This window comes from Paracoccus fontiphilus (assembly GCF_017356265.1).
In the GTDB taxonomy this organism is placed as follows: domain Bacteria; phylum Pseudomonadota; class Alphaproteobacteria; order Rhodobacterales; family Rhodobacteraceae; genus Paracoccus; species Paracoccus fontiphilus.
This window is the reverse complement of sequence record NZ_JAFNAW010000029.1, coordinates 13,732-32,322: the sequence shown is the minus strand read 5'-3', so window position 1 is coordinate 32,322 and position 18,591 is coordinate 13,732. Positions and strand designations below refer to the sequence as shown.

The window sequence follows — 18,591 nt, the reverse complement described above, 5'->3', positions numbered from 1 at the left end:
GATGCCATGTCCGACACCATGAACATCGAGGACTATCTGGCCCAGGGCGGCGTCCTGACCGCGCCGGGCAACGTGCCAGCCCGCTATCGCGGAGAGCTGATGCGGCTGATGTCGTCCTTCGTGGACAGCGAACTGGCGGCCTCGGCAGGCTTTGCCGCGTCGATCAACTTCGCGCCGGGCATCAAGGAACGGATCGCCGCCAGCCGGATCACGCTGGAAAAGGCCGATCATGCGGAACGCGTTCTGGCGGTCATGGGCGATTTCGGCACCGATACGCGCCGCTATCAGTCGCAGCACGACTGGGCCGCCCGCGTGGATCGCGACAGCGACCTGGGGACCACGCGCCGCGAAGGCGACATGCGCCTGTCGGTGTTCCACTATCCGATCACCGGATGGATCGACGCCGTGGTGATGAACGTGCTGCAAGGGCTGGCGACCGGCGTGCAGATGGCGGAACTGACCCGCGTCTCCTATGCCCCCCTGGCCGAGGTCTTCCGCAACATCGCCCCGCGCGAGGCGCGCCATGCCGAACTGGGGCGGGAGGGGCTGGCACGGATCGTCGAAACCGATGAAGGACGGGCCGAGGCGCAGCAAAGCATCGCCTATTGGCGCCCCCGCGTGGCGGCGGGCTTTGGCGTCGCCAACTCGGCCCGCCATGACACGCAGGCGCGGTTCGGCATCCGCCGTACCCCGAACGAGACGCTGCTGGCCCGCTGGGAAAAGCTGACCAACGAACATCTGGCCGCCCTGGGTCTCTGACCCGCACGCCATTGACGATAAAGGAACTGCCATGACCATCACGCTTCGCGCCCCGCGCCGCCTGGAAAGCCATGTCTGCGGGGAATGGGTGCCCGGCGCGAAAGAAGGGCAGACCCTTCTGGACGCCGCCACCGGCGATCCGGTGGCAACCATCGATTCGACCGGCATCGACTTCGCGGCGGCGCTTGACTACGGCCGCAGCAAGGCCGGGCCAAGGCTGCGGGCCATGACCTTCCACGAACGCGCCGGGATGCTCAAGGCGCTTGGCCTGGCGCTGATGGCGCAGAAGGAAGACTTCTACGCCGAAAGCCTGCACACCGGCGCGACCCGGCCTGACGGCTGGGTCGATATCGAAGGCGGCATCGGCACCATGCTGACCTTCGCCTCCAAGGGCCGGCGCGAGCTGCCCAACGCCCGAGTCCTGACGGATGGCAACGTGGAGCCGCTGTCGAAAGACAACAGCTTCAGCGCCCAGCATATCCTGACGCCGCTGCATGGCGTGGCGATCCACATCAACGCCTTCAACTTCCCGGTCTGGGGGATGCTGGAAAAGATCGCGCCGACGCTGCTGGCGGGGGTTCCCTGCCTGGTGAAGCCCGCCAGCCAGACGGCCTACCTGACCGAACTGGTCGTCCGGCGCATCGTGGAAACCGGCATCCTGCCGGACGGCGCGCTGCAACTGGTCTGCGGATCGGTGGGCGACCTGCTGGACCACGTCACCGAACAGGATGCCGTGACCTTTACCGGCTCGGCCCACACCGGCCGCAAGCTGAAGACCCATGCCGCCATCGTGCAGCATTCCGTCCGCTTCACGATGGAGGCCGACAGCCTGAACGCCACCACCCTTGGCCCTGACGCCGTGGCGGGAACGCCCGAGTTCGACCTGTTCGTGAAGGAAGTCGCGCGGGAAATGACCTCGAAGGCGGGCCAGAAATGCACCGCCATCCGCCGCGTCATCGCCCCGCGCGGACAGGTGGACGCGCTGATCGCCGCCTTGCGCGACCGGCTGGACAAGACCGCCCTGGGGATGCCGGGGGACGAGGGCACGCGCATGGGTCCGCTCGCCAGCCTGGGGCAGCGGGACGAGGTGCGGGCGCGCATCCGCGAGTTGCAGGCGGTGGCCGAGATCGTCGCGGGCAACCCCGATGACGTGCGCATCGGGTCCGGCGATGCCGAAAAGGGCGCCTTCCTGAACCCCGTCCTGCTTTACGCCGACAAGCCCTTCCAAGCCGATGCCGTGCATGATTGCGAGGCCTTCGGACCGGTTTCCACCGTCATGGCCTATGACGACCTGGACGAGGCGGTGGCCTTGGCCGCGCGGGGTCGCGGCTCGCTGGTGTCCTCGGTCTTCACCGACGACAAGGACGTGGCCGAACGCGTGGTGTTGGGGGTCGCGCCGTTCCATGGGCGGGTGCTGATCGGCAACCGCGCCTCGGCCAAGACGTCCACCGGGCACGGCTCGCCCCTGGCGCCGCTGGTCCATGGCGGCCCCGGCCGCGCGGGCGGCGGCGAGGAGATGGGCGGCATCCGCGGCGTCAAGCATTTCATGCAGCGCACCGCCGTCCAAGGCACGCCGCGCCTGCTGTCGGCGGTGACGGGCCGCTGGATCGAGGGCGCCGATACGCAGCATGGCACCCATCCCTTCCGCAAGTCGCTGGCGGACCTGCGCATCGGCGACCAGTTGGTGACGACGGCCCGCAAGGTGACGCAGGAGGATGTCGAGCATTTCGCCCATTTCACCGGCGACACCTTCTACGCCCACATGGACAGCGAGGCCGCCAAGGCCAACCCGTTCTTCGATGACCGCGTGGCCCATGGCTACCTGATCGCCAGCTTCGCGGCGGGGCTGTTCGTGGAACCGAACCCCGGCCCGGTTCTTGCGAACTATGGCGTGGACAATCTGCGCTTCCTGACCCCGGTCTATTTCGGCGATACCCTTCAGGTCCGCCTGACCTGCAAGGAGATCAACCCGCGCGAAAACGCCGGCCACGGAGAGGTCCGCTGGGACTGCCAGGTGACGAACCAGGACGGCGCCGTGGTCGCGCAATACGACGTGCTGACCATGGTCGCCAAGACTTGGCCTCCGGTGGCGTGATGGCCAGGGTCTATTCCTGGGACGGCATCGTGCCGGTGATCGACCCATCGGCCTTCGTCCACCCCGAGGCCGTGGTGATCGGCGACGTGATCGTGGGTCCCGGCGTCTATGTCGGCCCCTGCGCCGTCCTGCGCGGAGATTTCGGGCGCATCATCCTGCACGCAGGCTCGAACGTGCAGGAAAACTGCGTGGTCCACAGCTTTCCCGGCAAGGATGTCGTGGTTGAGGAATCCGGCCATATCGGCCATGGCGCGGTCCTGCACGGCTGCCATATCGGCCGCAACGCCATGGTCGGCATGAACGCCGTGGTCATGGACGAGGCTGTCGTGGGCGAAAACTCCATCATCGCCGCCATGGCCTTCGTGAAGGCCGGCGCGCGGATTCCGCCAAATTCGCTGGCGGTCGGCTCACCCGCGAAGGTGGTGCGGGAACTCTCGGCGGACGAGATCGCCTGGAAGCGGCAGGGCACCGGCGTCTATCAGCAGCTTGCGGTCGAGGCAAAGGCGAAGCTGGTCCCCGCCATGGCGCTGACCGAGGTTGAGGTGGATCGGCGGCGGGCCGAGGCGCCGAGGTATGATCCGCTGGTCATGGCGCGGAAGGGGTTTGCGCCGTAGGGTGCGTGCCTGCACGCCCCATGGCGCTACACTGGCGCCTTGCCGCCAATCAAAGATTTTTTTATTTATATTACAGCAGTTTGCGTATTAAGATCTAGTCCATTCTCTCAGGAGAATGGGAATGAAACGTGTATCCATAGCACCGGCAGCGGGATTGATCTTCGCCATGATCGGCGCAACACCGGCGGCAGCCGAACCGGGTCACGACAAGGGCAACGGCAAGGGCCAACCGCGCCATGCCGAGCCACGCGATCACCGCGACGTGCGCCGGGACGGCCGCCGCGACCGCATCGTCCATGTCGCCCATTGCCCTCTGGGCCTTGCCAGGAAAGACCCATCCTGCGTCCCGCCCGGCCAGGTGCGCAAGCATTCGCACCATGACCGCCGCCGCGTCGGCGACATCCTGGACCATGGCGACTATGCCATCATCCGCGATCCCCGCCGCTATGACCTCGAGCCCGGGGGCGGATGGGACTACTATCGCGATGAAAGCAGCATCTACCGCGTGGACAGCAATACGCGGAAAATCCTGGCGGTCATCAACCTGATCAACGCCTTCTCGAACTGACGGCGCGACGGCCGCAGGCCACGTGATCTATTCGCCCGGATCGGTGAAAGGTGGCAGCAGGGGTTCCTGCAGTCCCGAGGAAAGGGGCCGCATTCTCAACCGATGCGGTTTCCCCGGGCGTCGATGATCGTCTGCCCGTCCTCCTTGAACAAGGGGCCGTGGAGAGGCCGGTCACACGGTTTCCGATCTCTCCGGTGCCAGTCCCCCGACCCCGGCCCGACCTAGCAGGCGAAAGGCGTCAAACCGGGTTTCCGGGCCAAGCGGACAGGGCATCAAGCACGCAGTTCTTTTCCATTGTTCCGGAATAATAGAGACGTCCTCGGTTCGTAAGCCTCTCCGGCGGCTGTGCGCTATCGCACAGCCTTGATCCCCTCCAGGATCAGCGTTGTCGCGACATCGGCGTAATCCTCTCGGCTGATCCGACCGCCATCCTTGAACCACATGTAGACCCAGTTCATCATCCCGAACAGCGACATGGTGACGGGCATCAGCAGCGGGCGGTCCTTGTCCTTCAGGTCGGGATTGATCTGGTCCAGCACCGCCGAGAACCGCTTCACGATGCCGCGTTCCACCGCCATGATCCGCGCCTTCTGGTCGTCCGTCAGCGCGGCCGTGGCGTTCAACTGGACCTTGTGCTGGTTGTCGGCCCCGCGATAGCCCTCCAGGACCGCGCCGACCAGGCTGCGCAAGCGCCGGTGGGGCGGCAGGGAGGCGTCGTCCGCCGCCTCGATGGCGTCCTGCAGTTCCTCCAGATGCGTCATGATGATCGCGAAGATCAGCGCGTCCTTGCTGGGATAATAGTGGTAGAGCAGCGCCTTGCTGACCTGGGCCTGCTGGGCGATCTGCGCCATCGAGGCCTTGTCCATCCCCTGTTCGGCAAAGACCAGCGCCGCATGATCCAGGATGCTGCGCTGCTTTTCCTCGAAATCCTGTGCCCGCGTCCTGGCCATGGCGTTCTATCCTTGCGTCCTGTCCGCCGCTTTATCCGGGGGTTGTGGCAAAGTCACCACCACCCCCGTGCAGACCGTCATTCTTTCGGGCGATTGTCGATCACGCGCTTGGCCTTGCCTTCCGACCGGGCAATGCCGCCGGGATCGCGGACCTCGATCCGGGTCGAGACGCCCACCACCGACTTGATGTGATGGGCCAGTTCCCGGGCCGATGCCGCACGGGCCTCGGCTGCCGCGTGATCCTCGGCGCACTCCACATGAACGGTCATGGTGTCCATCCGTCCGGACCGGGTCATCTCGATCTGGAAATGCGGGGCCAGCCCCCGGCATTTCAGGATCTGCTCCTCGATCTGGGTCGGGAAGACGTTGACGCCGCGCAGGATGATCATGTCGTCGGACCGGCCGGTGATCTTGTCCATGCGCCGCATGGACCGCGCCGTGCCGGGCAGCAGGCGCGTCAGGTCGCGGGTGCGATAGCGCACCATCGGCAGCCCTTCCTTGGTCAGCGTGGTGAAGACCAGCTCGCCCATCTGGCCGTCCGGCAACACCTCGCCCGTGACGGGGTCGATGATCTCGGGGTAGAAATGATCCTCCCAGATGTGCAGCCCGTCCTTGGTTTCCACGCATTCCTGGGCCACGCCCGGTCCCATCACCTCGGACAGGCCATAGATGTCCACGGCGTGCATGTCGAACGCCTCCTCGATCTCCTGGCGCATGGCGTTGGTCCAGGGCTCGGCGCCGAAGATGCCGACTTGCAGCGAGCTTTCGCGCGGGTCGAGGCCCTGGCGGCGGAACTCGTCCAGGATCGACAGCATGTATGAGGGCGTGACCATGATGATGCGCGGCTTGAAGTCGTGGATCAGCGTCACCTGCCGTTCGGTCATGCCGCCCGACATCGGCACCACGGTGCAGCCCAGCCGTTCCGCCCCGTAATGCGCGCCAAGCCCGCCGGTGAACAGGCCATAGCCATAGGCGTTGTGCAGCATGTCGCCGGGCCGCCCGCCCGCAGCCCGGATCGACCGGGCGATCAGGTTCGCCCAATGGTCAATATCGGCCTGGGTATAGCCCACCACGGTCGGCTTGCCGGTGGTGCCGGACGATCCGTGGATGCGCACCAGTTTCGACTGCGGCACGGCGAACATGCCGAAGGGATAGCAGTCGCGCAGGTCCTGCTTCACGGTAAAGGGAAACTTGGCGATGTCCTTCAGGGTCTTCAGATCCTCGGGATGGACATCGGCCTTGATGAACTGGTTGCGGTAGAAGGGCGAGTTCTCGAAGGCGTGCTTCAGCGACCGCTTCATGCGGTGGAACTGCAGCGCCTCGATCTCGTCGCGGGACGCGGTCTCGATCGGGTCGAGATCCTTGGGGTTGGGGGTCAGGTCTTCCATGGTCTCCTCCCTGAGATGGCGGTCAGGCGGGCAGGTGCGTGCCCTTGACGGTGCGCGAATGGCCGCGGAATTCGGCCACATGGTCCCCGTCCTGGTTGGTGATGCGGATGTCGTAGATGCCCGACCGGCCCCGGCGCGAGGTCTCGGTCGCGGTGGCGGTCAGCCGGTCGCCGATGCGGCCGGGGATCAGGTAGGTGATGGAACAGTGCTGCGCCACGACCATCTGGTTGTAGCTGTTGCAGGCAAAGGCGAAGGCGCTGTCGGCCAGCGTGAAGATATAGCCGCCATGGGCGTTGCCGTGGCCGTTCGACATGGCCTCTGTGATCGTCATGGACAGCGTGGCCTGTCCCGGCGCGATGTGGTCCAGGGTCATGCCAAGCCGCTGGCTGGCCGAATCGTCGTTCCACATGGCGCGAGCCGAGGCTTCGGCGATCTCCTGCGGGGTCATGTCGGCCACGGGTTTCATTTGCCGCTGAACCTCGCCGGGCGTTTTTCCAGGAAGGCGGTGACGCCCTCGGCATAGTCGGCGCTGCGGCCCGCCTGCTGCTGGCAGTCGCGTTCCGCGTCAAGCTGCTGATCAAGGGTGCGGGTCGCCGCGTCCTGGATCAGCCGCTTGGTCAGGCCAAGGCCCAGGGTCGGGCCAGCCGCAAGCTGTGCCGCCAGGGCCTGCGCCTCGGGCATCAGCGCATCGTCCTCCACGGCCTTCCAGATCAGCCCCCAGTCGGCGGCCTTTTCGGCGGGCAGCGGCTCGGCGGTCAAGGCCAGCGCCTTGGCGCGGGGTTCGCCCAGGATGCGCGCCAGGGACCAGGTGCCGCCCGCATCGGGGATCAGGCCGATCTTGGCGAAGGCCTGAATGAACTTCGCCGATTTTGCCGCCAGCACGATATCGCAGGCGAAGGCGATGTTGGCGCCTGCCCCCGCCGCCACGCCGTTGACCGCGCAGACCACGGGCTTTTCCAAGCTGCGGATCAGCCTCAGCGTCGGGTTGTAGAACGTCTCAAGCGTATGCCCCAGATCCGGCGCGGGCCCGCCCTTGCGGGGATCGCGGTCGCCCAGATCCTGGCCCGCACAAAAGCCGCGCCCGGCCCCGGTCAGCAGCACCGCGCGAACGGCGGGGTCGTCATGCGCCCGCTGGATGCCCTCGCGCAGGGCAAGGTGCATCTCCTCGTTGAAGGAATTCAGCTTCTCGGGACGGTTCAGCGTCAGCGTCAGCACGCCATCGGCCAAGGCCGACAGCACCGTGGGGGATGCGGTCATGGTCTTCTCCCTTTCGCCACGATTTCTCGGGCTCCTCGAAGAAATCTGTTGCATAAACCGACCGGCCGGTCAATGATATTCGCAAGCCGGAGGAGGAACCGGCGGAGGAGCCCATGACCGATTTCATTGCCCGCCATCGCCGGATGCTGGAGGATGCCGTTCAGGCGCTGCACGCGCGGACATTCTGGACGCCTTTCCCCGAGGTGCCCAGCGGCAAGATTTATGGCGAAACCGCCAAGGCGGATGGCGAGGCGGCCTTTGCGGCGCTGCTGGGCCAGCCCTTCGCGCTGCCCGGCCATCCCGAACAGCGGCGCCTGGGGGCCGAGGTGTCCCCTTGGGGCAAGGCACTGCGAATCACCTATCCGGCGGCGGATGCGCCCGCGCTGATCGCGGCGGCGCAGGGGGCGGCTGACGATCTGGCCTCTGCCAGCGTGGAAACCCGCATCGGCGCCTGCCTGGAGATCCTGTCGCGGCTGAACCGCATCAGCTTCCTGCTGGGCCACGCGACGATGCACACCACAGGTCAGGCCTTCGCCATGGCCTTCCAGGCAGGCGGGCCGCACGCGCAGGATCGCGGGCTGGAAGCGGTCGCCGTCGCCTGGACGGAAATGACCCGCTTTGCCGACGCCGCCCGCTGGGAAAAGCCGCAGGGCAAGGGTGTGCCGCTGGTGATCGACAAGCAGTGGACGCTGGTGCCTGCGGGTGTGTCGCTGGCCATCGGCTGCAACACCTTCCCGACCTGGAACAGCTATCCCGGCATCTTCGCCAGCCTCGCCACCGGCAATCCGGTCATCGTGAAGCCCCATCCCTCCGCGATCCTGCCGCTGGCCCTGACCGCCAAGGTGGCGCGCGAGGTGCTTGCAGAAGCGGGCCTTCCTGCCGACGCGATGCTGCTGGCCGTGGACGAGCCGGGGGCAGAGATCACCAAGTCGCTTGCCACCGATCCTGCCGTGCGGCTGATCGACTATACCGGGTCTGCCGTTTTTGGCGACTGGCTGCGCCAGAATGCGACGCAGGCGCAACTGTTTACCGAGGAAACCGGCGTCAACAGCATCGTCATCGCCGCAACCGACGATTTTGACGGCATGTGCGCGAACCTTGCCTTCTCGCTGTCGCTCTATTCGGGGCAGATGTGCACCTCGCCGCAGAACATCTATGTTCCGCAGGGCGGGATCGACACGGATCAGGGACGCAAGTCCTTCGATGATGTCGCCGCCGGTCTGGCCCAAGCCATTGACACCCTGCTGGCCGATCCCAAGCAGGCGGCGGGCATCTGCGGCGCCATCGCCAACCCGACCACGCAGGAACGTGTCGCCCGCGCCCGCACTCAGGGCCGCGTCATCCGCGACGGCACGCCGCTGTTGCTGGGGGTGGATGCCGATGTCCCCGTGGCGCAGGACGAATGCTTCGGTCCGGTGGGTTTCGTCATTCCCTGCACGGACGCCGACGACGGCATCGCCCGCGCTGCCGGTCTTGCGGCGACCAAAGGCGCCATCACCGCCGCGCTTTATGACACCGATGAAGCCCGCATCGAGCGCGCCATTCGCGCTTTTGCCCGCGCGGGGGTGAACCTGTCGGTCAACCTGACCGGCAACATCTTCGTCAACCAGTCGGCGGCCTTCAGCGACTTCCACGTGACCGGCGCGAACCCCGCCGGAAACGCCAGCCTGACCGACACCGCCTTTGTCGCGACCCGCTTTCGCCGCGTGATGTGGCGCAGGCCCGCCGCCGCCACCGTTTGACCAAGTTCTCTGGGGAGGAGACGACCATGCAGAAGACCCTGACGACCACCGCCCTTGCCACCCTTCTGGCGCTTGGCGCCACCGCCGCATCCGCCGAAATCCGCATCGGCGCGTCCGTGTCCGCCACCGGCCCCGCCGCCTTTCTGGGCGACCCCGAGGCGAAGACGCTGGAAATGCTGGTCGAGCAGATCAACGAAAAGGGCGGCATCAACGGCGAGGAGATCGCCCTGACGCTCTATGACGACGGCGGCGACCCGAACAAGGCCCGCACCTTCGCCACCCGCCTGATCGAGGATGACGAGGTCGTGGCGATCATCGGCGGGTCCACCACCGGCACGTCGATGTCGATCCTGTCGGTGGCCGAGGACAACGAGATTCCCTTCATCTCTCTGGCGGGCGCCATCGACATCATCGACCCCGTGAAGCCCTTCACCTTCAAGACCCCGCATACCGACCGCATGGCCTGCCAGAAGATCTTCGAGGACATGCAAAAGCAGGGCATCACCACCATCGGCATGATCTCGGGCACCGACGGCTTCGGCGCGTCGATGCAGGCGCAGTGCAAGTCGGTCGTGGGCGACTACGGCATCACCGTCGCGGCGGACGAGACCTACAACCCCACCGACGCCGACATGACCACGCAGCTGACCAAGATCCGCAACACCGAGGGCGTGCAGGCCGTGCTGAACCCCGGCTTCGGCCAGGGACCGTCCATTGTGACCCGCAACTATCGCCAGCTTGCCATCGACCTGCCGCTGTACCAGTCGCACGGCGTGGCCTCGGACGGCTTCATCGAACTGGCGGGGTCTGAAGCCGCCGAGGGCGTGCGCCTGCCCGGCACCGCGCTGCTGATCGCCGACCAGCTTCCTGCGGACGATCCCCAGAAGCCGGTTGTGGACGCTTACAAGACCGCGTTCGAGGAAAAGACCGGCACGGCGGTCGGCACCTTCGGCGGCTATGCCCACGACGCCTTCCTGATCCTGACCGACGCCATCACCCGCGCGGGCAGCGCCGAGCCGCAGGCGATCCGCGACACCATCGAGGCGACCTCGGGCCTTGCCGGGACCACCGGCGTCTACACCATGTCGCCCGAGGATCACCTGGGCCTCGACCTGTCCGCCTTCCGCATGTTGCAGATCAAGGGCGGCGAATGGACCGTGGTGGAATGATCCGCTGACAGCCGCGCCCCTGTCCGGGCGCGGCATCATCTGCTTGGGGGGTCGCCATGGCGGAACTGCTGCAATTCCTGTTTTCGGGCGTGACGGTCGGCGCGGTCTACGCGCTTGTCGCGCTTGGCTTCACGATCATCTACAACGCATCCGACGTGGTGAACTTCGCCCAGGGCGAATTCGTCATGCTGGGCGGGATGCTGACCTTCGTCTGCCATGCGGCGGGCCTGCCCCTGCCCCTGGCGGCGCTCATCGCCATCGTCGTCACCTCGGCCATCGGCGTGGCGATGAACAAGCTGGCGATCGAGCCCGCGCGCGGCGCGCCGGTCGTGTCGCTGATCATCATCACCATCGGCGCCTCGATCTTCATCCGGGGCGGGGCGCAACTGCTGTTCGGCAAGCAGATCCACAGCTTTCCGGCCTTTTCCGGCGACACGCCCCTTCGCATCGGCGGCGCCACGATCCTGCCGCAAAGCCTGTGGGTGATCGGCGGCGCGGTGGTGGTCTTCGTGGGCCTGTGGCTGTTCTTCACCCGCACGCTGACGGGCCGCGCCGTGCTGGCGACGTCGAACAACCGGCTGGCCGCGCAACTGGTGGGCATCAACACGGGCTTCGTGATGACGCTGTCCTTCGCGCTGTCGGCGGGCATCGGCGCGCTGGCGGGGGTGCTGGCGACGCCGATCACGCTGACCTCGTATGACGTAGGGCTGGCCTTCGCGCTGAAAGGCTTCGCCGCCGCCATGCTGGGCGGCATGGGCAATCCCAAAGGCGCGCTCGCGGGCGGGTTCCTGCTGGGCCTGCTGGAAGCGCTGACGGCGGGCTACCTGTCCTCGCAATACAAGGACGCGGCGGCCTTCGTGGTGATCCTGCTGGTGCTGTTCTTCATGCCGCAGGGCCTGTTCGGCCGCAAATCGACCGAGCGGGTGTGACATGAAACTGACCCCGAAATCCGCCACTTTGCTGGTTCTGCTCGTGCTGATCCTGCTGTCGCCGGTGCTGTTCCCCTCGGGGTACTATTACCGCGTCGGCGCGCTGATCTTCGTCAACGCCATCGCCGTCACCGGCATCGTGATCCTGACCGGCTATGCGGGCCAGATCAGCCTGGGCCATGCCGGTTTCGCCGGGATCGGCGCCTATGCCTGCGCCCTGGCGCCGGTGCATCTGGGGCTGCATCCGTCGTTGGCGCTGGCCCTGGGCGCGATAATTTCAGGCGTTATCGCCTTCCTGGTGGGCCGCCCGATCCTGCGGCTGAAGGGCTATTACCTGGGCGTCGCCACCCTGGGCTTCGGCATCCTGGTGTCCATGGTGCTGAACAACGAACGCCAGCTGACCGGCGGCCCCGACGGGATGGAGGTTCCGGACCTGGGCCTGCGCGGATTGCTGAAGGATGCCGGGCTGGACCTGACCAACGGCCAGTTCTGGTACTGGTTCTGCGGCCTGGCCCTGATCCTTGGCGCCTGGCTGGCGCTGAACCTTTACAACAGCCCCACCGGCCGCGCGCTCCGCGCCCTGCACGGCTCCGAGGTCGCGGCCCGCACCGTGGGCATCGACGTGGCGCGGCTGAAGCTGCGGGCCTTTGTCATCTCGGCCGTCTATGCCTCTGTCTCGGGCTCGCTGCTGGCGCTGCAGAACAAGTTCATCACGCCGGATGTCGCGGGCTTCATGCATTCGATCGAGATGGTGACCATGGCCGTCCTGGGCGGCGTCGGCTCGATCCTGGGCGCGATCTTCGGCGCGGCGGTCCTCACGCTGCTGCCGCAGGTGCTGACCGTCTTTGCCGAATACGAGCAGCTTGTGCTGGGCCTGGTGATGATGCTGGTGATGATCTTCCTGCCGCAGGGGCTTCTGCCGTCGATCCTGCGCAAGATCCGGGGGAAAGGCGAATGACCGCGCTTCTGTCAGTCGAGGGGCTTGGCATCAGCTTCGGCGGCCTCAAGGCCGTGAACGATGTCAGCTTCACCGTCCAGCCGGGCGAGATCACCTCGGTCATCGGGCCGAACGGGGCGGGCAAGACCACGCTGTTCAACATGATCTCGGGCGTCTACCAGCCCGGTCAGGGGCGCGTGTTGCTGGGGGGCGAGGACGTGACCGGCATGGCGCCGCATCTGCTGGCCCGGCGCGGCATGTCCCGGACCTTCCAGAACCTGCAGATCTTCCAGTCGATGACCGTGCTGGAAAACGCCATCGCGGGCTTTCACCTGTCGGAACGCGGGCCGGTTCTGGCCGATCTGTTCGCCCTGCCCTCCTCGCGCCGCCGCGCGGCTGAGGCCCAAGCGGGCGCCCGTGATCTGCTGGCCCGCGTCGGGCTGGAGCGCGCGGCGGAGCGCGAGGCGGGCAACCTGTCCTATGGCGCGCTGAAGCGGCTGGAGATCGCCCGCGCCCTGGCGCTGTCGCCCAGGATCCTGCTGCTGGACGAACCCGCCGCCGGCTGCAACGCCGTCGAGACCGAGGAGATCGACCACCTGATCGCCGAGGTGGCGCGATCCGGCGTGGCGATCCTGCTGGTGGAACACGACATGAAGATGGTCATGCGCATATCGAACCACATCGTCGTGCTGGACCATGGCGAGAAGATCGCCGAGGGCGATCCCGCCGCCGTCAGCCGCAACCCGGCGGTGATCGCCGCATACCTGGGGACGGAGGCTGCAAATGCTGACGGTTGAAGGGCTCCGGTCGCGCTATGGCCGAATCGAGGTTCTGCACGGCATCGACCTGCACGTGGACTCGGGCGAGATCGTCACCGTGGTCGGCGCCAACGGCGCGGGCAAGACGACGCTGCTGAAATGCCTGTCGGGCACGCAGCAGGTGTCCGGCGGCTCGATCACCTTCCGCGGCGAGGGCCTGACCGGCGTGCCCGCGCATCGCCGCCCCGCGCGCGGCCTGACCCAATCGCCCGAAGGGCGGCAGATCTTCACCAACCTGACGGTTGAGGAGAACCTGCGCCTTGGCGCCTACCTGTTCACCGACGACCGCGTGGAAAAAGACATGGAGGACGCCTTCGCCATGTTCCCCATCCTGCGCGAGAAGCGCAACCTTGCGGCGGGCGGGCTGTCGGGCGGGCAGCAGCAGATGCTGGCCATGGCCCGCGCGCTGATGGGGCGCCCGTCCTGCCTTTTGCTGGACGAGCCGTCGATGGGCCTGGCCCCGATCATCGTGCAGCAGATCTTCGACGTGGTCAGCGGGCTCAAGGCGCTTGGCGTCACGGTGCTGCTGGTCGAGCAGAACGCCTTCGGCGCGCTGAAGATCGCGGACCGGGGCTATGTCATGGAAACCGGCCGCATCACCATGTCCGGCGCGGCGGCGGACCTGATCGCCGACCCGCGCATCCGCGAAGCCTATCTGGGAATATAGCATGTCAGTCGTGACCATCGCCCGCCAAGGCGAGATCGCCATCGTCACCGTGGACAACCCGCCGGTCAACGCCCTGTCGCAGGCCTTGCGGCAGGGGCTGTGGGATGCGGTCGGAACATTGGACGCCGACCCGCAGGTCCGCGCGGTGGTCCTGATCTGCGCAGGCCGCACCTTCATCGCCGGGGCCGACGTCACCGAGTTCGGCAAACCGCCGCAGGAACCGCACCTGCCCGACCTGGTGGACCGGATCGAGGGCGCGGCAAAGCCCTGGGTCGCCGCCATCCACGGCTCGGCCCTGGGCGGGGGCTTCGAAGTGGCGATGGGCTGCCGCTTCCGCGTGGGCTTGGACAGCGCCTCGGTCGGCCTGCCCGAGGTGAGCCTGGGCATCGTTCCCGGCGCATCAGGCACCGTGCGCACGCCGCGCCTGGCAGGGGTCGAAACCGCCGTCGATCTTGTGACATCGGGCAAGCCGGTGAAGGCAACCAAGGCGCTGACGATGGGCCTGATTGACGCGGTGTTTGCGGGCGACCTGCAAGCCAACGCGGTCGCTTTCGCGCGCGACGCCCTGACGCGCGACCTGCCGCCGCCTGCATCCGCGCGCCCGATCACCCCGCCTGACGCCGGTTTCTGGGACGACCACCGCAAGGCCGTGGCAAAAGCCGCCAAAGGCGCCGAGGCGCCGCTGCGCGCGCTCGATTGCCTGCGCAAGGCGGCGGAGGCACCCTTTGCCGAAGCCATGGCCTTCGAGCGCCAGACCTTCCTGGACCTGCGCGGATCGGACCAGGCGGCGGCGCTGCGGCATGTGTTCTTTGCCGAACGCGCAGCCCCCCGGCCCGCGCATCTGAAGGACGTGGACCCCCTGCCCCTGCGCAGTGCGGGCGTGATCGGCGGCGGCACCATGGGTGCAGGGATCGCCGCCGCCCTGCGTGATGCCGGTATTCCCGTCACCCTGATCGAACGCGACGACCAGGCGCTTGAGCGCGGCATATCCAACCTGCGCGCCATCTTCGACGGCGCCGCGAAACGCGGCAAGCTGACCGAGGCGCAGGCGGCGGACCGCATGGCGGGCGTGTCGGCCACCACCGACTACGCGGCGCTGTCCGATGCAGACCTGGTGATCGAAGCCGTGTTCGAGGACATCGCCGTCAAGTGCGCCGTGTTCGCTCAGCTTGCCACTGCCTGCCGCGCGGATGCCATGCTGGCGACGAACACGTCCTATCTCAACCCGCGGCTGATCGCGGATGACCTGCCCAACCCCCACCGCTTCATCGGGCTGCACTTCTTCAGCCCCGCCAACGTCATGCGCCTGCTGGAGATCGTGCCGGTTCCCGAAACCTCCGACCGCACGCTGGCCACCGGCTTTGCCTTGGCCCGGATGCTTGGAAAAATCCCGGTGCAATCCGGCATCTGCGAGGGCTTCATCGGCAACCGCATCCTGAAGCGATACCGCGCCAGCGCCGAGGCCCTGGTCCGCCAGGGCATTGCCATCGCCGAGATCGACGCGGCCATGCGCGCCTACGGCTTCGCCATGGGACCGTTCGAGGCGCAGGATCTGGGCGGGCTCGACATCGCCTTTCTGCAACGCGAAGGGGCGCGGGCGGCGGGGCAGGACGTGCCGGAAACGCTGGGCGACATCCTCGTGCGCGCGGGCCGCAAGGGCCAGAAGACCGGCGGCGGCTGGTACGATTATGCGTTCGGGGACCGCAGGCCGCAGCCCTCTTCCGCCGTGGCCGACCTGTTGGCGGGCGCGATCACCGGCGCCACGTCGATGGAGGGCGACGCCATCGCCCGCCATCTGGTCGGCGAGATGGCCGCCGAGGGTCAGGCGATCCTGGACGAGGGCATTGCCGCAAGGGCATCCGACATCGACCTGGTGGAGATCCACGGCTATGGCTTCCCGCGCTGGCGCGGCGGGCCGATGTGGGCCGTCAATCGCTAGCGAGTGGCGTCTTTCCCTGGACAACCTGGTTGCAGGCCGTCCAGGGAACAATCGCAATGCTCACACTCGTTCCAGCGCCAGGGCGATGCCCTGCCCCACGCCGATGCACATGGTGGACAGGGACCGCCTGCCACCGCTGCGCACCAGTTCCAGCGCCGCCGTGCCGGTGATGCGGGCGCCCGACATGCCCAAGGGATGACCCAGCGCGATGGCCCCACCATTGGGGTTCACGCGCGGGTCGTCGTCCGCGATCCCCAGATCGCGCAGCGTGGCCAAGCCCTGCGATGCGAAGGCCTCGTTCAACTCGATCACGTCGAAGTCTGCGGCCGTCAGGCCAAGCCGCGCCATCAGCGCCCTGGACGCGGGCGCCGGGCCAAAGCCCATGATGCGCGGCGCCACGCCCGCCACCGCCCCGCCCAAGACGCGGGCGATGGGTGTCAGCCCGTGCCGCTTCGCCGCCGCTTCCGAGGCGATGATCAGCGCCGCCGCCCCGTCGTTCACGCCCGAGGCATTGCCCGCCGTCACCGTGCCGCCTGCACGGAACGGCGCCTTCAGGCTGGCCAAGGCTTCCAGCGTGGTCTCGCGCGGGTGTTCGTCGCGGTCCACCAGCTTCGGATCACCCTTGCGCTGCGGGATCGCGACCGGGGTGATTTCCTGTGCCAGCCGCCCGTCGGCCTGGGCCGCGGCGGCCTTTTGCTGGGACCGCAGCGCGAAGGCGTCTTGGTCGGCGCGGCTGATGCCAAAGTCCTCGGCCACGTTCTCGGCCGTCTCGGGCATGCTGTCGACGCCGTATTGCGCCTCCATCAGCGGGTTGACGAAGCGCCAGCCGATGGTGGTGTCATAAACCGTGTTCGACCGCGAGAAGGCGCTTTCCGCCTTGGGCATCACGAAGGGCGCTCGCGACATCGACTCGACCCCGCCCGCAATCATCAGGTCCGCCTCACCCGCCTTGATGGCGCGGGCGGCCGTGATCACCGCGTCCATGCCTGACCCGCACAGGCGGTTGATGGTGGTGCCCGGAACCTCGACCGGCAGGCCGGCCAGCAAGGACGACATGCGGGCCACGTTGCGGTTGTCCTCGCCCGCCTGGTTGGCGCAGCCGAAGATCACGTCATCGACCGCCCCCCAGTCCACGCCCGCGTTGCGCGCCATCAGCGCCCGCAAGGGGATCGCGCCCAGGTCATCGGCGCGGACGGATGACAGCCCCCCGCCAAAGCGGCCGATCGGCGTGCGGATATAGTCGCAGATGAAAGCGTCGGGCATCTCATACCTCGGGGCAGGTCAGGTCGGCCAGGTCGCCGTCCAGGTGGAGGGGCGCGCCGGTCACGGATTGCAGTTCATCCAAGGACAGCGCCGGCAGCTTTTCCCGCAGCACGAAGCGGCCATCCACGATGTCCACCACCGCCAGCGAGGTATAGACGCGCGTCACGCAGGCCACCCCGGTCAGCGGCAGGGTGCAGGCCTCGACCAGCTTCGGCTTGCCGTCCTTGGTGACATGGTCGGTGATGACCGCCACGCGCTTGGCGCCATGGACCAGATCCATCGCGCCGCCCACGGCGGGCACGCCCTTCGGCCCGGTGGACCAGTTCGCCAGATCGCCGTTCTGCGCGACCTGGTAGGCGCCCAGGATCGCCACGTCCAGATGCCCGCCCCGCACCATGGCGAAGCTGTCAGCGTGGTGGAAGAAGGCGGTGCCCGGCTTGATCGTCACGGCCTTCTTGCCGGCGTTGATCAGATCCCAGTCCTCGGCGCCCGGCGCGGGCGCCTCGCCAAAGCCGAGGATGCCGTTTTCGGTGTGGAAGATCGCCTGCCGCCCTTCGGGCTGGAAGCGGGCGACCATCTCGGGGAAGCCGATGCCGAGGTTCACATAGGCGCCGTCGTGGATGTCCTGGGCCGCGCGCCAGGCGATCTGCGCGTTCGAAAGCTTGGCAGTCATGCCGTCACCTCAGGGTAATATGCATTGGCGCGGTTCAGGTCTTCTTCCTGCGCAGGGTCGGGAACGGTCACGATGGCGTCGACGAAGATGCCGGGGGTGACGACCGCCTCGGGGTCGATGCCGCCGGGTTCGACCACCTGGCTAACCTGCGCGACGGTGCGCGCCGCCGCCGTCGCCATGATCGGCGCGAAGTTCCGGGCGGCCATGCGATAGGTCAGGTTGCCCAGATGGTCGCCGACCTCGGCCTTGATCAGCGCATAATCCGCCTTGAGCCAGCGTTCCTGCACATAGGACCGCCCATCGAATTCGGCCACGGGCTTGCCCTTGGCCAGATCGGTGCCGAACCCGGTCGGCGTGTAGAAGGCCGGAATTCCCGCCCCGCCCGCGCGGATGCGTTCGGCCAGGGTGCCCTGCGGGACCAGTTCCAATTCGATCTCTCCGGCAAGGTACTTTTCCGTAAAGACACGCGGATCAGCCGAGCGTGGAAAGGAACAGACCATCTTCGCGACCATGCCCTGCTCGATCATCGCGGCAATGCCGACATGGCCGTTGCCCGCGTTGTTGTTGATCACCGTCAGCCGCGCCGGGCTGCCGGTCGCCAGAAAGCGGTCGATCAGGGCGTGGATCAGTTCGATCGGGGCGCCAGACCCGCCAAAGCCGCCGATCATCACCGTGGCACCATCGGGAATATCCGCGACGGCATTGGCGAGACTTGCAATGCGCTTGTCCATGGAAACCTCCTGCAATTGGCCAAGACTAGACCCGTCCACAGCGCGGCAAAACCAAAATCGTGCGCATCTTGACTTTTGTTCGCATGGCGGCA

The 18,591-nt window shown here is 67.2% G+C and carries 18 protein-coding genes; 11 read left to right on the top strand and 7 right to left on the bottom strand.

The window, feature by feature from the left end; genetic code table 11:
* Positions 1 to 6: 6 nt before the first annotated feature.
* From J0F76_RS11585 to J0F76_RS11570, 4 genes are all read left to right on the top strand, one after another.
* Entirely contained in the window at positions 7 to 759 is a 753-nt protein-coding gene (locus J0F76_RS11585; RefSeq protein ID WP_207469570.1) for a Phenylacetic acid catabolic protein, read from the top strand.
* Positions 760 to 790: 31 nt separating this feature from the next.
* The gene (gene paaZ, locus J0F76_RS11580; RefSeq protein WP_207469569.1) at positions 791 to 2,854 is read left to right on the top strand and encodes a phenylacetic acid degradation bifunctional protein PaaZ; all 2,064 of its coding nucleotides are present in this window, start codon (positions 791 to 793) and stop codon (positions 2,852 to 2,854) included.
* On the top strand, positions 2,854 to 3,468 hold the full coding sequence (locus J0F76_RS11575) for an acyltransferase (protein ID WP_207469600.1): 615 nt from the start codon (positions 2,854 to 2,856) through the stop codon (positions 3,466 to 3,468). The genes paaZ and J0F76_RS11575 overlap by 1 nt, the downstream gene beginning before the upstream one ends.
* A 121-nt stretch (positions 3,469 to 3,589) precedes the next feature.
* Positions 3,590 to 4,036, top strand: a complete 447-nt coding sequence (locus J0F76_RS11570) for a hypothetical protein (protein WP_207469568.1) — start codon at positions 3,590 to 3,592, stop codon at positions 4,034 to 4,036.
* Between the two features lie 350 nt (positions 4,037 to 4,386).
* On the opposite strand, the gene J0F76_RS11565 is transcribed toward J0F76_RS11570, so the two are convergent.
* The 4 genes from J0F76_RS11565 to paaG all read right to left on the bottom strand — a co-directional run bounded on the left by J0F76_RS11565 (position 4,387) and on the right by paaG (position 7,631).
* The gene (locus J0F76_RS11565) at positions 4,387 to 4,986 is read right to left on the bottom strand and encodes a TetR/AcrR family transcriptional regulator (protein ID WP_207469566.1); all 600 of its coding nucleotides are present in this window, start codon (positions 4,984 to 4,986) and stop codon (positions 4,387 to 4,389) included.
* A 77-nt stretch (positions 4,987 to 5,063) separates the two neighbouring features.
* Positions 5,064 to 6,374 (bottom strand): phenylacetate--CoA ligase PaaK, encoded by a 1,311-nt coding sequence (gene paaK, locus J0F76_RS11560; protein WP_207469564.1) that lies wholly within the window; start codon positions 6,372 to 6,374, stop codon positions 5,064 to 5,066.
* A 22-nt stretch (positions 6,375 to 6,396) separates the two neighbouring features.
* On the bottom strand, positions 6,397 to 6,822 hold the full coding sequence (gene paaI, locus J0F76_RS11555) for a hydroxyphenylacetyl-CoA thioesterase PaaI (RefSeq protein WP_242690158.1): 426 nt from the start codon (positions 6,820 to 6,822) through the stop codon (positions 6,397 to 6,399).
* 14 nt (positions 6,823 to 6,836) lie between these two features.
* Positions 6,837 to 7,631 (bottom strand): 2-(1,2-epoxy-1,2-dihydrophenyl)acetyl-CoA isomerase PaaG, encoded by a 795-nt coding sequence (gene paaG / locus J0F76_RS11550; protein WP_207469557.1) that lies wholly within the window; start codon positions 7,629 to 7,631, stop codon positions 6,837 to 6,839.
* 113 nt (positions 7,632 to 7,744) lie between these two features.
* Between paaG and paaN the strand changes: the two genes are divergently transcribed.
* From paaN to J0F76_RS11515, 7 genes are read left to right on the top strand one after another with little or no spacing between them, the layout of a single operon-like run.
* Positions 7,745 to 9,373, top strand: coding sequence for a phenylacetic acid degradation protein PaaN (gene paaN, locus J0F76_RS11545; protein ID WP_207469556.1), 1,629 nt, complete (start codon positions 7,745 to 7,747; stop codon positions 9,371 to 9,373).
* A gap of 26 nt (positions 9,374 to 9,399) precedes the next feature.
* Positions 9,400 to 10,542: an ABC transporter substrate-binding protein gene (locus J0F76_RS11540; protein ID WP_207469555.1), complete on the top strand. Its 1,143-nt coding sequence runs from the start codon at positions 9,400 to 9,402 to the stop codon at positions 10,540 to 10,542.
* 56 nt (positions 10,543 to 10,598) lie between these two features.
* On the top strand, positions 10,599 to 11,471 hold the full coding sequence (locus J0F76_RS11535) for a branched-chain amino acid ABC transporter permease (protein WP_207469553.1): 873 nt from the start codon (positions 10,599 to 10,601) through the stop codon (positions 11,469 to 11,471).
* Position 11,472: 1 nt separating this feature from the next.
* Complete coding sequence (locus tag J0F76_RS11530; protein WP_207469552.1) at positions 11,473 to 12,429, top strand: branched-chain amino acid ABC transporter permease; 957 nt, start codon at positions 11,473 to 11,475, stop codon at positions 12,427 to 12,429.
* Positions 12,426 to 13,205, top strand: coding sequence for an ABC transporter ATP-binding protein (locus J0F76_RS11525; protein WP_207469550.1), 780 nt, complete (start codon positions 12,426 to 12,428; stop codon positions 13,203 to 13,205). The genes J0F76_RS11530 and J0F76_RS11525 overlap by 4 nt, the downstream gene beginning before the upstream one ends.
* Entirely contained in the window at positions 13,192 to 13,893 is a 702-nt protein-coding gene (locus tag J0F76_RS11520) for an ABC transporter ATP-binding protein (RefSeq protein ID WP_207469548.1), read from the top strand. Before J0F76_RS11525 ends, J0F76_RS11520 begins: the two co-directional genes overlap by 14 nt.
* A gap of 1 nt (position 13,894) precedes the next feature.
* A complete protein-coding gene (locus tag J0F76_RS11515; protein WP_207469546.1) occupies positions 13,895 to 15,832 on the top strand; it encodes a 3-hydroxyacyl-CoA dehydrogenase NAD-binding domain-containing protein in 1,938 nt (645 codons plus the stop codon).
* A 60-nt stretch (positions 15,833 to 15,892) separates the two neighbouring features.
* On the opposite strand, the gene pcaF is transcribed toward J0F76_RS11515, so the two are convergent.
* The 3 genes from pcaF to J0F76_RS11500 are packed head-to-tail and all read right to left on the bottom strand — an operon-like array spanning position 15,893 to position 18,499.
* Positions 15,893 to 17,095, bottom strand: a complete 1,203-nt coding sequence (gene pcaF, locus J0F76_RS11510) for a 3-oxoadipyl-CoA thiolase (RefSeq protein WP_207469544.1) — start codon at positions 17,093 to 17,095, stop codon at positions 15,893 to 15,895.
* A gap of 1 nt (position 17,096) precedes the next feature.
* Positions 17,097 to 17,768 carry a CoA transferase subunit B gene (locus J0F76_RS11505; protein WP_207469542.1) on the bottom strand — a complete coding sequence of 224 codons (672 nt, stop codon included), beginning with the start codon at positions 17,766 to 17,768 and terminating at the stop codon, positions 17,097 to 17,099.
* On the bottom strand, positions 17,765 to 18,499 hold the full coding sequence (locus J0F76_RS11500; RefSeq protein ID WP_207469540.1) for a 3-oxoacid CoA-transferase subunit A: 735 nt from the start codon (positions 18,497 to 18,499) through the stop codon (positions 17,765 to 17,767). The genes J0F76_RS11505 and J0F76_RS11500 overlap by 4 nt, the downstream gene beginning before the upstream one ends.
* Positions 18,500 to 18,591 lie beyond the last annotated feature (92 nt).

Bases quoted from the DNA above. Each gene is read 5' to 3' on its own strand.
- J0F76_RS11585 (WP_207469570.1), top strand. From the start codon at position 7: ATGTCCGACACCATGAACATCGAGGACTATCTGGCCCAGGGCGGCGTC.
- paaZ (WP_207469569.1), top strand. From the start codon at position 791: ATGACCATCACGCTTCGCGCCCCGCGCCGCCTGGAAAGCCATGTCTGC.
- J0F76_RS11575 (WP_207469600.1), top strand. From the start codon at position 2,854: ATGGCCAGGGTCTATTCCTGGGACGGCATCGTGCCGGTGATCGACCCA.
- J0F76_RS11570 (WP_207469568.1), top strand. From the start codon at position 3,590: ATGAAACGTGTATCCATAGCACCGGCAGCGGGATTGATCTTCGCCATG.
- J0F76_RS11565 (WP_207469566.1), bottom strand. From the start codon at position 4,986: ATGGCCAGGACGCGGGCACAGGATTTCGAGGAAAAGCAGCGCAGCATC.
- paaK (WP_207469564.1), bottom strand. From the start codon at position 6,374: ATGGAAGACCTGACCCCCAACCCCAAGGATCTCGACCCGATCGAGACC.
- paaI (WP_242690158.1), bottom strand. From the start codon at position 6,822: ATGACCCCGCAGGAGATCGCCGAAGCCTCGGCTCGCGCCATGTGGAAC.
- paaG (WP_207469557.1), bottom strand. From the start codon at position 7,631: ATGACCGCATCCCCCACGGTGCTGTCGGCCTTGGCCGATGGCGTGCTG.
- paaN (WP_207469556.1), top strand. From the start codon at position 7,745: ATGACCGATTTCATTGCCCGCCATCGCCGGATGCTGGAGGATGCCGTT.
- J0F76_RS11540 (WP_207469555.1), top strand. From the start codon at position 9,400: ATGCAGAAGACCCTGACGACCACCGCCCTTGCCACCCTTCTGGCGCTT.
- J0F76_RS11535 (WP_207469553.1), top strand. From the start codon at position 10,599: ATGGCGGAACTGCTGCAATTCCTGTTTTCGGGCGTGACGGTCGGCGCG.
- J0F76_RS11530 (WP_207469552.1), top strand. From the start codon at position 11,473: ATGAAACTGACCCCGAAATCCGCCACTTTGCTGGTTCTGCTCGTGCTG.
- J0F76_RS11525 (WP_207469550.1), top strand. From the start codon at position 12,426: ATGACCGCGCTTCTGTCAGTCGAGGGGCTTGGCATCAGCTTCGGCGGC.
- J0F76_RS11520 (WP_207469548.1), top strand. From the start codon at position 13,192: ATGCTGACGGTTGAAGGGCTCCGGTCGCGCTATGGCCGAATCGAGGTT.
- J0F76_RS11515 (WP_207469546.1), top strand. From the start codon at position 13,895: ATGTCAGTCGTGACCATCGCCCGCCAAGGCGAGATCGCCATCGTCACC.
- pcaF (WP_207469544.1), bottom strand. From the start codon at position 17,095: ATGCCCGACGCTTTCATCTGCGACTATATCCGCACGCCGATCGGCCGC.
- J0F76_RS11505 (WP_207469542.1), bottom strand. From the start codon at position 17,768: ATGACTGCCAAGCTTTCGAACGCGCAGATCGCCTGGCGCGCGGCCCAG.
- J0F76_RS11500 (WP_207469540.1), bottom strand. From the start codon at position 18,499: ATGGACAAGCGCATTGCAAGTCTCGCCAATGCCGTCGCGGATATTCCC.